At 66.1% G+C, this 11,936-nt stretch carries 11 protein-coding genes; 8 read left to right on the forward strand and 3 right to left on the reverse strand.

Features of this window, described 5'->3' with window-relative positions; translation table 11 throughout:
- Positions 1–66 precede the first annotated feature (66 nt).
- The 4 genes from BLO63_RS08460 (at position 67) to BLO63_RS08475 (ending at position 4,913) form a co-directional block, all read left to right on the forward strand.
- Positions 67–855 (forward strand): aspartate/glutamate racemase family protein, encoded by a 789-nt coding sequence (locus BLO63_RS08460; RefSeq protein ID WP_091439061.1) that lies wholly within the window; start codon positions 67–69, stop codon positions 853–855.
- A gap of 36 nt (positions 856–891) precedes the next feature.
- Complete coding sequence (locus BLO63_RS08465) at positions 892–2,214, forward strand: NAD(P)/FAD-dependent oxidoreductase (RefSeq protein WP_091439063.1); 1,323 nt, start codon at positions 892–894, stop codon at positions 2,212–2,214.
- Positions 2,215–2,298: 84 nt separating this feature from the next.
- Entirely contained in the window at positions 2,299–4,344 is a 2,046-nt protein-coding gene (locus tag BLO63_RS08470) for an oxidoreductase (RefSeq protein WP_091439065.1), read from the forward strand.
- A 14-nt stretch (positions 4,345–4,358) separates the two neighbouring features.
- Positions 4,359–4,913, forward strand: a complete 555-nt coding sequence (locus BLO63_RS08475) for a hypothetical protein (RefSeq protein ID WP_091439068.1) — start codon at positions 4,359–4,361, stop codon at positions 4,911–4,913.
- 14 nt (positions 4,914–4,927) lie between these two features.
- On the opposite strand, the gene BLO63_RS08480 is transcribed toward BLO63_RS08475, so the two are convergent.
- From BLO63_RS08480 to BLO63_RS08490, 3 genes are all read right to left on the reverse strand, one after another.
- Positions 4,928–5,851, reverse strand: a complete 924-nt coding sequence (locus tag BLO63_RS08480) for a DMT family transporter (RefSeq protein WP_091439070.1) — start codon at positions 5,849–5,851, stop codon at positions 4,928–4,930.
- Between the two features lie 48 nt (positions 5,852–5,899).
- Positions 5,900–6,724: a pyrroline-5-carboxylate reductase gene (gene proC, locus BLO63_RS08485; RefSeq protein WP_091439074.1), complete on the reverse strand. Its 825-nt coding sequence runs from the start codon at positions 6,722–6,724 to the stop codon at positions 5,900–5,902.
- A 461-nt stretch (positions 6,725–7,185) separates the two neighbouring features.
- Positions 7,186–8,781, reverse strand: coding sequence for a CYTH and CHAD domain-containing protein (locus tag BLO63_RS08490; protein WP_091439077.1), 1,596 nt, complete (start codon positions 8,779–8,781; stop codon positions 7,186–7,188).
- 199 nt (positions 8,782–8,980) lie between these two features.
- Between BLO63_RS08490 and BLO63_RS08495 the strand changes: the two genes are divergently transcribed.
- From BLO63_RS08495 to minE, 4 genes are all read left to right on the forward strand, one after another.
- A complete protein-coding gene (locus tag BLO63_RS08495) occupies positions 8,981–9,784 on the forward strand; it encodes a metallophosphoesterase family protein (protein WP_091439080.1) in 804 nt (267 codons plus the stop codon).
- 233 nt (positions 9,785–10,017) lie between these two features.
- Complete coding sequence (gene minC, locus BLO63_RS08500) at positions 10,018–10,662, forward strand: septum site-determining protein MinC (RefSeq protein WP_244517764.1); 645 nt, start codon at positions 10,018–10,020, stop codon at positions 10,660–10,662.
- A gap of 14 nt (positions 10,663–10,676) precedes the next feature.
- Entirely contained in the window at positions 10,677–11,486 is an 810-nt protein-coding gene (minD, locus tag BLO63_RS08505) for a septum site-determining protein MinD (RefSeq protein WP_091439085.1), read from the forward strand.
- Entirely contained in the window at positions 11,483–11,755 is a 273-nt protein-coding gene (gene minE / locus BLO63_RS08510; protein WP_091439088.1) for a cell division topological specificity factor MinE, read from the forward strand. The genes minD and minE overlap by 4 nt, the downstream gene beginning before the upstream one ends.
- The last annotated feature ends 181 nt before the right edge of the window (positions 11,756–11,936 follow it).

Here is an 11,936-nt window from a genome sequence, read left to right on the forward strand (position 1 = left end):
TGAAGGTAGCCGCAACGCCCAGTCGGCCGCCTCTCGCCTGTCGGTCCGCACGAAGGATCTGGTTGCGTGAAACTTTGCTGGATACACCCCACAACCGCCAGTGACGCCCTCGCCCCGCTCTGGCAGAAGCTGGACGCGGCCGTGCGGCCCGCGCTGCACCAGGGCACCGAGCTGGAGTTCCGCTTTCTGCCCAGAAGCGGCAATTTCGTCCGCTCCGCCTATGCCGAGCACATCAATTCGGTGCACATCGTCGAGGCGGCACTGAAGGCGGAGGCGGACGGGTTCGACGGCATCTTCCTCGGCTGCTGGAACGACCCGCTCTGGGAGGCCCGCGAGGTGCTTTCGGTGCCTGTCGGCTCAGTCAGCGAGCAGTCCATGCTGGCGGCGCTCGCCATGGGCAAGCGGCTCGCGGTCGTCACCGTCTCGCAGAAGACCACGGTTGCGATCGAGAATGACCTGCTGGCCTATGGCCTGCGCGACCGCGCGATCGTGCGTCCGGTACGCACCATCCTGCCGGAATCCGATGCGGATCTGCTGCTCGGCGCGGTCTCCGACCCGTATGCCGCCTTCATCCCGCGCGTCGAGGAGGTGGCGAAGACCTGCATCGCCGACGGGGCCGACGTCATCCTCGTCGGCTGTGCCTATTACGGCCCGCTGCTGCGCATGGCCGGCTACACGGAAGTGCCGGGCACGGGCGTGCCGGTGGTGGATTCCTCGACCGTGGCGCTCAAATATCTCGAAGCCATGACCGACATCGCGATGAAGCTCGGCACGGTGAAGAGCACGCGCCTGCAGCTGCGCCCCCCGCCGCGCGAATCGCTCGACATGGCGCGCCGCAGCCTCTCGCTGATCTGAATCCACTCCTCAACGTCCGAACACAGGGGCCCTCCCATGTCGCTGGCCAGTCCGATCGACAGCAAACTCGAAGGTGTCGTCTGGAAGCGGACGTTGAAGGAGCCCGTGCTCTCCTACCCGACGCTTGCCGGCGAGGAGAGTACCGATATCGTGGTGGTCGGGGCCGGGTTCTGCGGCCTCAATGCCGCGCTCGCCGCCGCCAAGACGGGACAGAAGGTCATTCTGTTGGAAGCCGGCATTGTTGGCAGCGGCGCCTCGGGGCGCAATGGCGGTTACAATGTCCCCCAATTCCCCGGCCCCATCACGCCCGGCGTCGTTGAGGCGGTCATCGGCAAGAAAAAGGGACAGGCGCTTTCCGAGCTGGTGCTCGGCGGCGCGGATGCCGTCTTCCGGCAGATCGAGCGCTACCAGATCAACTGTTCGGCGGTGCAGCATGGCTGGGTGCAGCCGGCCCATTCCGAAGCTTCCCTCGCCAAGGTGAAGAAGGTGTTTGACGCCTGGAAGGCCTGGGGCGCGGATGTGACCTGGCTCTCGCAGGGCGACCTCTCCGCCCGCCTCGGGGCGGCCGGCTATATCGCCGGCTGGTTCAACCCGACCGGCGGCACGGTCAACCCCTATGGCCTGACCATCGGCCTCGGCCGGGCGGCGACCCAGGAAGGCGTTCGCATCTTCGAGAAGAGCCCGGTCGACGGCATCGAGGAAGGCCCCGGCGGCGTCACCGTCAAGGCCGGTCCCAGCCGTGTTTTGGCGAAGCGTGTCATCGTCGCCACCAATGCCTATACCGGCGATTTCCTCCCCGATGTGCAGCGCGCGACCGTGCCGGTCTATCTCTACCACGCCGCCACCCACCCGCTGCGGGCGGAGCTGAGGGCCTCGATCCTGCCGGGTGGGGAGTGCTTCACCGATTTGCGCAAGTCCGGCGGGTTCGGCCGGCTGGACGATGCCGGGCGGCTGATTTCCGGTGGCGCGGTGTTCGCCTTCGGCGATAAGCAGGCCTATGGCATCGCCCATGCGAAGAACCGCATGCGCCAGCTCTTCCCGCAACTGACCGATGCGGATTGCGAATTCGAGGATTACTGGGAAGGCTACTGCGCCGTCACCGAAAGCTACCTGCCGCAGGTGCAGCGCCTGGGCAAGGAGGTGTTCGCGGTGGTGGGCTTCTCCACCCGCGGCGTCAATCTGGCGCAGAATCTCGGGCGGGTGGTGGGCGAGTTCGCCGCCGGCACGCGCAGCCTCGACGAGGTGCCGGTCGCGGTGATCGAGCAGCGGCGCGACGTGCCGCTCTGGGCGCTGAAGGTACGGGCCGCCCGCCTTGTCTTCCCGCTTTACCAGGCCAAGGACCGGCTCGGCCTGAGCTGAGGCGGCCCTTTCCGCCCCGTGCCGTTTGCGCCCGGGAGCGTGGACGGTGGCGGGGTTTCGACTTCCGGCCCATCGGAGCGCACCATGGCGGCCTATGATGTTCTGTTCCAGCCGTTGCAGATCCGCAACCTGACGATCCGCAACCGCTTTCTCTCCACCAGCCACGAGCCCGGCTATGTTCTGGCCGGCGACATCACCGACCGCTACATCGCCTATCAGGCGGAGAAGGCGAAGGGCGGCATAGGCCTGACGCAGTTCGGCGGGGCGACCGCCGTCTCGGCCGAGAACTCGTTCTATTACGGCCAGATCAACGGCTCGGTGGACAAGGTCATCCCGCAGTTTCGCAAGATGGCGGCCGCAATCCACCAGCATGGCGCCCATTGCACGGTGCAACTGACCCATGGCGGGCGGCGCGAGCGCTGGGACCTCACCAACTGGCTGCCCACCTTCTCGCCCTCGCCGTTGCGCGAAATCATCCACGGCACCTTTCCGGCGACCATGGAAGATCACGACATAAGGCGCACCATCGAGAACTATGTCGCCGCCGCGACTCGGGTGCGCGAGGGCGATGTCGACGGGGTGGAGATTTCCTGCCAGGCCGGCACGCTGATCGAGCAGTTCTGGTCGCCGGCGATGAACCACCGCACCGACGGCTATGGCGGCCCGCTCGCCAACCGCATGCGGTTTGGCCTCGATATCCTCGAAGCGGTGCGTCGGCGCCTGGGCGATGATTATGTCATCGGCATCCGCATGCCGGGCGACGAGATGCTGAAGGGTGGCCTCACCCAGGAGGACTGCCTCACCATCGCCTCCACCTATGCCGGCTCGGGTCTCATCGACTTCATCTCGGTGGTCGGCGGGCAGGCCTCCGACTACAAGTCGGAAGCGCGCATCTGGCCCACCATGTGGGTGCCCTCCGCCGCCTGGCTGCCGCTCGCCAAGGCGATCCGGGACGAGGTGCAGGGCAAGGTGAAGATCTTCCACGCCACCCGCATTACCGACGCCGCCACCGCCGAGCACGCGCTGAAGAGCGGGGCGGTGGACATGGTCGGCATGACCCGCGTCTTCATCGCCGATCCGCATTACGCCAACAAGCTGAGGGCGGGCGAGGAAGAGAACATCCGCCCCTGCGTCGGTGTCGGCTACTGCGTCGACCGCGCGATTCGTGGCATCGACGCGCTTTGCGCCCACAATGTCGCGACCTCGCGCGAGGCGACGATCCCGCAAAACGTAGTGCCCGCCGCAGTGAAGAAGAAGGTGGTGATCGTCGGCGGCGGCCCGGCCGGCATGGAAGCGGCACGGGTGAGCGCGCGGCGCGGCCATGAGGTGGTGCTGTTCGAAGCCGGAGAACAGCTCGGCGGCCAGCTTCTCCTAGCGGCACGGGCGACCTGGCGACGCGAGATTTCCGGTATCACCGCCTGGCTCGCGCGGCAGATGGAGATCCTGAACGTCGATGTGCGGCTCAACACCTATGCCGAGGCCGAGGACGTGCTGGCGGAGGGGCCGGACGTGGTGATCATCGCCACTGGCGGTCTGCCCAATCTCGGTCGGTTCGAGGGCGTGGAGCTGGCGGTTTCCACTTGGGACGTGCTCTCCGGCCAGACGGCGGTCTCCGGCACGGTGCTGATCGCCGACGAGAACGGCACCTCCTCGGTCGCCTCCACGGCGGAATTTGCTGCCGCGAAGGGCGCGCGCCTGCACATCGTCACGCCGGACCGCGAATTCGGCCGCGAGATTGGCGGCACGAATCTCGGCGCCCACATGAGCGAGCTCTACAAGCACGACGTGACGATCGAGACCGATACCCGCCTCGTCGCGGTTCGCCGCACCGGCAACGGGCTGATTGCCACGGTGGAGAACACCTATAGCGAGAAACGTCGCGACATCCCGGTCGATCTAGTGATCGGCGACAATGGCACGCTGCCCAATGACGACGTCTACACCGCGCTGAAGCCGCTCTCGCGCAATCTCGGCGAGGTGGACCTGCGGGCGCTCTCCGACGCCCGCGAGCAGACCATCGTCAGCAATAGCGAGGGCCGCTTCTTGCTCTACAAGGTTGGCGACGCCTGGTCCTCGCGCAATCTCCACGCCGCCATGCTCGACGCGGCGCGGCTGACCCACCCCCTGTGAAACGAGGCCCGGCGATGACGCAGACGCTGACCCAGACATTGACCCATGGCGACATTACCTACCACGTGATCGCGCTTGAGCACTGCCTGAACCTGGTCGAGGGCTTCATCGCCGCCGGCACGAAATGGCATTCGCACGTTCTCTCGCCCGGTTGCGCCTTCAATCCCTATGACGGGTGCTACGCCATCGTCGTCGAGGATGATGGCGCGCATGTTGCCTATATCGCCCCGTCGGAAGGGTTTCCGGAGGTCGACAAGACCTTCGTGAAGATGCTGCATGGCGAGGACATTCTCGACGAGGGCGCGGCGCGGGCGGCCGACCCTGCCGAGGTGGCCGGCTCGGCGCTGCTCAAGCGGGTGCGCGCGATCGACGCGCAGGGCGTGCACTGGCACCACCACATGAACTTCCCCGCCTGCGCCCTGAACCCGCATCACGGGCATTGGGCGATCACGGTGGAGAGCGATGCGGGTACCTTCTCCGAAGGCTATGACGACGAGCCCAAGGCGGTGCTGCGCGAGATCGAGGTGATCTATTTCCGCAACCTCGCCGCCCGCACCGCCGGGGAGTAAGGCGGCGGCGCCTGTCAGGGAAAGTCCTTTATCAGCGCGTCCGCCCGCATCCGCCGGCGCGAGCGCGATTCGCTGTAGAGCAGGAACAGCCCGGCCGTGGTGATGATGGCGGCGCCCACCAGGGTGCGCTCGTTCGGCACGTCGCCGAAGACCAGAAGGCCGAAGCCGACACCCCACAGCAGGAGCGAATACTGGAACGGGGCGAGCACGCTGACCGGGGTGAGCTTGACCGACCGGCTGATCACCAGATGCGCCAGGCAGGCGACGATGCCGAGCAGCAGCAGAAGGCCGATATCCACGGCATCCGGCGGCGTCCACTGGAAGACGGCGAACACCCCGCCGCCGACAAGCGCCCCGAGCGCTTGAAGCGTGGCCAGAGCGGTATCGCTGGTTTTCACCAGCAACTTGTTCATCATCAAGGCGCCCGCATAGCAGAAGCTGCCGGCAAGCGCGTAGAGGATGCCCGGCGAGTACACCGCGACGGAAGGGCCGAGCGCGATCACCACGCCGCCAAACCCGGCGAGAATGACTAGCCAGCGGCGCCAGCCGACCCCGCCTCCCGGCAGGAAGCTGGACATGGCGGCGACATAGATCGGGCCGGCCATGTAGAAGGTGAAGACATCGGCCAGTGGGAGATAGGCGACAGCGGCGTAGAATAGCGCAGTATCGCCCGTCGCCACGCCGATCCGCATGAGTTGCAGCCAGGGGCGATTAATCCGCCCGACGCTGCGCCCCGCCCACAGCATGGGCCCCAGCACCAGGAAGGCGCCGATGGAACGGATCGCCAGAACCTGGCTGACCGCAAATGTCCCGACCAGGATCTTCCCCATCGTGTCGTTGAGGGCGAATAAGAAATTGCCCAGCACCATGAAGATGATGCCGATCCAGAACGCGTTGGCGTTGGCGGGGCTGATCAGGCGATTGAACAGGGGCAGCATGGACCGCCAAGGGGGCGAGGGACCGAGGGAGGAGAGCTACACCGGCCCCTAGCTGCCGCCAAGCTCCACCGAGCGGCGACGTGCGGCATGGACGGCGCGGGCGATGACCGGGTCCACGCCGGCAGGTCCCATGAGTTCGGCAAGCGCGGCGGCGGTCGTGCCGTTTGGGCTGGTGACCTGCCGGCGCAGGGTTGCCGGGTCCGTGTCGCCCTCGCGGGCGAGCCGTCCGGCGCCATAGACCGTCTGCAGCGCCAGCTCGCGGGCGAGGTCGCCCGGCAGCCCCTCGGCAATGCCCGCCCGCTCCAGGCAGTCGATCATGTGGAACACATAGGCCGGGCCGGAGCCCGAAACCGCCGTGACCGCGTCCATCAAGGCCTCGTCCTGGACGAAGCGCACTTGCCCAGTTGCGGAGAGCAGGCGCTGTGCCAGCGCGCGCTGGTCCGGCGAGGCTTGGCCATTCGCAACGCAGACCATCATGCCGGCGCCAATGGCCGCAGGCGTATTGGGCATGCAGCGAATGAGAGAGGTGCGGGTTCCGAGAGCCTCTTCCATGCGCTCCAGCCCCACACCCGCGGCCACGGAAATGACCAAGGCACTGCTCTCAGCGAATCGCCTGATGTCAGGCAGGACCGTGTCCATCTGCTGTGGCTTGACAGCCAGTAACACGACATCGGGTGTGGGCCGAGCGGACACGTCGCCCAACTCCGCCGAGGTCGCGGCGCCTGCCGCTGCCGCGCGTTCGCGCAGCGGCGCGGACGGCTCGACGATGTGGACCTCTATCGCCTCTGCGCCAGTCAGCCAGCCGACGGCCAGCGCGTACCCCATATTGCCGCAGCCAATGAGAAGGACTTGAACATTCGTCCGTGCCGTCATGTCAGCCTCCGCCACATGTTAATTTGTAATTTGTTATAACATTTTGGCGATTGTGACGAGAGGTATTTTGCAGACGTGAGAAGGCGCGCAAAAGGCGCAACGGATGTTCGGTCATTTGGCGGAAAGGGAGAACAAGGGGGCTTAAGCCCATCAGAATCCGAATGTGAAGTGTGTGCAGCGAGCTTAGGCGGAGTTGGATTGCAACACATAAGGCTCATCGTGGTCGCGCGGGCGAGTCAGAATGGGGCACAGAGAGTGCTAGAGCGAACACATAGTTCTCATCTCGATTGCTTCCGGCCCGCCAGATTTTTAGCCTAAGGAACTGATTTACAAGACATTTTACGACTGACTTAGCCCAGCCGCCCTCATTTTACCCCACATATTTGAATTGCTGCGTCGATCGACCGTTGGGCGACCACATTGGCAGGGACCTGCCGGGTCTCCCTAGCGCCAGAAATGCTCTAGCCGTGCCAGAACGGCTCGGCGTCGATGAACTTCCGCCAGCTGCGCCGCAGCGCCTCGGCGGTCTCGATGCGGTCGCGCCCCTGCCAGCCGGTGATGGCGCCGATGGCCTTGTGGACCTGCGGGAGCGACGTGCTCTCCTCCACCTCGCGCAGCAGCGACTGCGTCGTGGTGATATCGTTATCGATGCCGAGAATGTCCTGCAGCCGGGACATCCGCTTCAGATATTTCCGGGCGGCGCCGTCGTGGTCGTAGAGCGGCAGCAGGAACTCCGACCCATAGCGCAGCTTCTTCAGCGTCAGGCGCAGCTCATGCCGGGCCGTCGGCCGCAGTTTACGGAAATTGTGGCCCTGCTTCAGCGCCTTGCGGTGCAGGCGCGTCAATCCGCGCCCGGCGAAGTCGCGGGCCGGCTGGGTCAGCACGGCGAGAGCCTCGACACCGATATCGTTGCGCCAGCTTCGACGCTCGATGACCCGGCCGAGCGAGAGCAGGAAGCGGGTGCATTCGAGATCGATCAGATCGACGCGCACCGCCTGATAACTGCGCGCCCGTGGCGCGGCGGTGGCGGATCGGAGCGCGGTGAAATCGACGCCCGGCAGGTTGGCGCGCTCGATCTCGGCGATGGTCGACGTGGCGAACACGTCCCAATTGCGGGCCGGCCCGAGGGCGCTGGCCAGCCGCTTGGCGTCAAGGCCGAGGGCCTGGAGCGCCGAGGCCGGCACTTCTTTCCTGAACAGCGACAGGGCGGTGCGCAAGCGCCGCAGCGCGACCCGCAGCTGATGAACGCCCTCCGGGTCCTGGCCATGATGGGCCGCCATCAGATTCGCCATCACATGCCATTGGCAGGCGCTCAGAACCTTGGCGATCACATCGTCCGTGGTATCGGCCGGGGCAATGCCTGTCGCAAACGCCTTTTCGGCGCGAGGCGCGGTGCCGAAGGCGAGCGCATAGCCGCGCTCGGCCTTGCTTTGGAACCCGATGCGAACGGCCCCCTGCTCCAGCAGCGACAGGGCCAGCTCATAGAGCGTACCCGCCCCACCCGCTTTCAGTTCCAGTTCGATCTCGCAGACGGCTTCCACCTTCTCGCCGGCGCTCAGCGTTCCCTCATCGAACGCCACCTCGATGACGGCGCCGCCAAAGGCCACGACCTTGGTGTGGCGGCGGATCTTGGTGGTGAACACCGGCACGAGCTCCGCGCCCGGCAGCGTTGCGAAGGGCGCGCCCAGCTCGGCCAGGGGCAGCGCATCGAGCTGCAGGGCGCTATCGGGCACCCGCGCTTCCATCTCGCGCCGCTGCAGCGGGCTCCCCTCGGACGCCAGCTTCAGCGTCTGGACAAACTGCTTGCCGCTACGCCGGACGCGCAGCGAGGCGCCCTGCCGGGCGATCACCGCATCGGGCGTATCGTAATAGGTGGCCTCCAGGCGCCGGACGACGCCCTTCGATGTCGCATTTCGCGTAATGACGGCCGCGACGAGGAGGCGCTGCAGGGTGTCGGGATCCGTGAACAGCTTGAGTTCGACCTCGCGGCCGGCAGCTGCCGGCTCCGGCGCGTCGATGTCGCCGGTGAGTTGAACCTCGGGAGTTTGCTCCGACATGTCGTCTCTCCGCTCGTCCGGGCATACGCCCGTTTGCCGCTACGAAGAGGCCACCTCCCGTCAGCTTGGAAAGCCACCGATAGCGGCTCGCACTGTCACATAAAAGTAGCATTGGCGGATCCGGGGACTCGCGACGACGCCCACTCGCCGCGCAGATTTCCGGGCGGCACGCTGCCGGAATATTGTGTTCCACGGAGCGATGGATCATTCTGGCGCTCCGGTTTGGAGTCGGCAGATAATTTTCGGGCTTTGGAAAACACCCCTCGTCACCCTTTCCGAGGCGCGCGGCCCTGAGGGAATCCGGGTCTACGCCATTGGCGACATCCACGGGTGCCGGCCGCTGCTCGATAAGCTCCTACAGAAAATCGATGAGGATATCGCTCGGTCGAAGCCAGGCGACTGGCGGATCGTTTTCCTTGGCGACTATGTCGATCGCGGCCCGGACTCCAAGGGCGTGATCGACCGCCTGCTCGCGCTACAGGCAGCCGATCCCCGCTACATGATGCTGGCAGGGAACCATGACGTGGAATTCCTCGCCTTTCTCGAGCAACCCGACATCGATGGCGTTTTCGTCAATAGCGGCGGCAACGCCACGGCGCGTTCCTATGGCGTGAAGCTCAATCCCTCGAAGCTGAAGACCGAGGGCGATCTCGCGCAGGTGCATCGGAAGCTGGTGGAAGCGGTCCCCGCCTCGCATGTGCAGCTTCTGCAAGGGCTGCAGCGCGCGCTGTCGTTCGGGGACTATTTCTTCTGCCACGCCGGGGTCCGCCCCGGAACATCCTTGGACCGCCAGGACCCCGACGACCTCCTCTGGATCCGCGCCCCCTTCCTGGACTCCCTGATGCCGCTGGAAAAAGTGGTGGTGCACGGACACACGATCAGCGCGAAGCCGGAGGAGCGGATCAACCGCATCGGCATCGATACCGGCGCCTATCGAACCGGCCGCCTTACCGCGCTGGTCATCGATGGCGACCACAAGGCATTTCTCTCGACCAAGGCATAGGCGCGGCACCCGCCTACCGTAACGCCGAAGGGCGCTGCGTGAGCCCGCGCCCCGGAGCCGAGCGGCCGCGCGTGGCGACCCGGACACGGCCACCCATCGGCAGTGGAGATCGCCGGGCCGGTTAACCACTCGTTAACCGAGATTAACTGAATCTATCCATCAGATGGGAGATTCGATCCGTGAACGCTGTCACTCAAACCGGGCCATCGATCCGTTTCCGTGGACGCTCGTTCATGGCGATGACGCTCGTCGCCGATGTGCCACTGCAGGCTTGGCTGGCCGATTTCGACGTGTGGCTGCAACGCTCTCCCGGCTTCTTCACCGGGCGCACCGTCGTTCTCGACATGGCCGACACGGCGCAGAGCAAGGCCGAGGTCGAGCGCTGGATCGCTGAACTCGCCACGCGCGGGGTGAGGCTGATCGGCCTTGAAGGCGTGCGCCCGAGCCTGGTGGATGCCGGCATGCCGCCGATCCTGCGCGGTGGACGCAACGCCACCCTCACCATCGCCGATGTCGCCGCGCCGCCCCCGGCGCCGCCCAAGCCCCTTGAGCCCGCCAACCTGCTCGTCGAGCGGCGCGTGCGCTCCGGCCAGTCGATCGTCTGCCTCGAAGGCGATGTCACGGTCATCGGTTCCGTCGGAGCGGGCGCCGAGATCATCGCCGGCGGATCGATCCATGTTTACGGCACCCTCGCCGGCCGGGCGATCGCCGGCGCGACCTTCGGCGCCTCGGCCCAGATCTTCTGCACCAAGCTCGAAGCCGAGCTGCTTGCCGTGGACGGCACCTATCGGACCGCCGAGGACATTGACGATGCCTTCCGGGGCAAGGCGGTCCGCGTATCGACCCAAGACGAGACCCTGCAAATTACCGCGCTTTAGGAGCGAAGCAAGACATGGCTAAGATCATCACAGTCACGTCGGGAAAGGGTGGCGTCGGCAAAACGACGACGACCGCCGCCATCGGCGCCGCCCTGGCCCGTACCGGCGATAAGGTCGTCGTCGTCGATTTCGACGTCGGGCTTCGCAACCTCGACCTGATCATGGGGGCGGAGCGTCGGGTCGTCTATGACTTCGTCAACGTCATTCAGGGCGATGCCCGCCTGCCGCAGGCCCTGATCAAGGACAAGCGGCTGGATTCGCTGTTCCTGCTCCCGGCTTCGCAGACGCGCGACAAGGATGCGCTCACCGAAGAGGGCGTCGACCGGGTCATCGGCATGCTCTCGCAGCATTTCGACTGGGTCATCTGTGACAGCCCGGCGGGAATTGAGCGCGGCGCGACGCTGGCCATGCGCCATGCCGAGATCGCCATCGTCGTCACCAACCCGGAAGTCTCGTCGGTGCGCGACAGCGACCGCATCGTCGGCATTCTCGACGCCAAGACGCTGAAGGCCGAGCGCGGCGAGACGGTCGACAAGCGCCTGCTGCTGACGCGCTACGATCATGTCCGCGCGGCGCGCGGCGACATGCTGAAGACCGAGGACGTTCTTGAAATCCTCTCGCTGCCGCTGCTCGGCATCATTCCGGAGAGCAATGACGTGCTCAAGGCGTCCAATATGGGCGTGCCGGTTTCGATTCATGATCCCAACAGCGTGCCGGCCCGCGCCTATCAGGACGCGGCGCTGCGCCTCAAGGGCGAGAACATCGCCATGGAGCTGCCCCGGCAGCGTGGTCTGTTCAGCAAGCTCCTGCGGAGGGCGGCATGACCTTGTGGAAGCGCCTCTTCTCACCCGCCAGCGCCCCCCAGGCGCGGGAACGGCTGCAGATCCTGCTGTCGCATGAGCGTCAGGTGGTCGGCGGCGACGATCTGCTCTCGCGGCTGCGCGAGGACATTCTCGCGGTCGTCGCCAAGCACGTTCCCTGCGAGCAGGACAATGTGAAGGTTCGGCTGGAGCGCGGGACGCCGATGTCGATCCTCGAGATCGAGGTCGAGGTGCGCGGGGACATCAACCTCGCGATCAGCCGCGCGGCCTGACGGGCCGAGCGCACCGCCAAGGCTCATCCAGGTGGCGCCCCCAACGGGCGCTCACCTGGATTTGCCGCGTTCAGGCCGGGGAGGCCCACAGGCTCAACCGCCGTCTTCCTCGGTAAACGACCCGCCTTGCCGATCGAGTTGAGCCGATGTCCGGGCCGTGACGGTGAGCGACGCGCTGACC

The sequence above is a fragment of the Ancylobacter rudongensis genome (assembly GCF_900100155.1).
Classification (GTDB): domain Bacteria; phylum Pseudomonadota; class Alphaproteobacteria; order Rhizobiales; family Xanthobacteraceae; genus Ancylobacter; species Ancylobacter rudongensis.

What these genes read in the sequence shown, in the direction of transcription:
- BLO63_RS08465 (WP_091439063.1), top strand. Translation starts at nt 892, where the DNA reads ATGTCGCTGGCCAGTCCGATCGACAGCAAACTCGAAGGTGTCGTCTGG.
- BLO63_RS08470 (WP_091439065.1), top strand. Translation starts at nt 2,299, where the DNA reads ATGGCGGCCTATGATGTTCTGTTCCAGCCGTTGCAGATCCGCAACCTG.
- BLO63_RS08475 (WP_091439068.1), top strand. Translation starts at nt 4,359, where the DNA reads ATGACGCAGACGCTGACCCAGACATTGACCCATGGCGACATTACCTAC.
- BLO63_RS08480 (WP_091439070.1), bottom strand. Translation starts at nt 5,851, where the DNA reads ATGCTGCCCCTGTTCAATCGCCTGATCAGCCCCGCCAACGCCAACGCG.
- proC (WP_091439074.1), bottom strand. Translation starts at nt 6,724, where the DNA reads ATGACGGCACGGACGAATGTTCAAGTCCTTCTCATTGGCTGCGGCAAT.
- BLO63_RS08490 (WP_091439077.1), bottom strand. Translation starts at nt 8,781, where the DNA reads ATGTCGGAGCAAACTCCCGAGGTTCAACTCACCGGCGACATCGACGCG.
- BLO63_RS08495 (WP_091439080.1), top strand. Translation starts at nt 8,981, where the DNA reads ATGGATCATTCTGGCGCTCCGGTTTGGAGTCGGCAGATAATTTTCGGG.
- minC (WP_244517764.1), top strand. Translation starts at nt 10,018, where the DNA reads ATGGCGATGACGCTCGTCGCCGATGTGCCACTGCAGGCTTGGCTGGCC.
- minD (WP_091439085.1), top strand. Translation starts at nt 10,677, where the DNA reads ATGGCTAAGATCATCACAGTCACGTCGGGAAAGGGTGGCGTCGGCAAA.
- minE (WP_091439088.1), top strand. Translation starts at nt 11,483, where the DNA reads ATGACCTTGTGGAAGCGCCTCTTCTCACCCGCCAGCGCCCCCCAGGCG.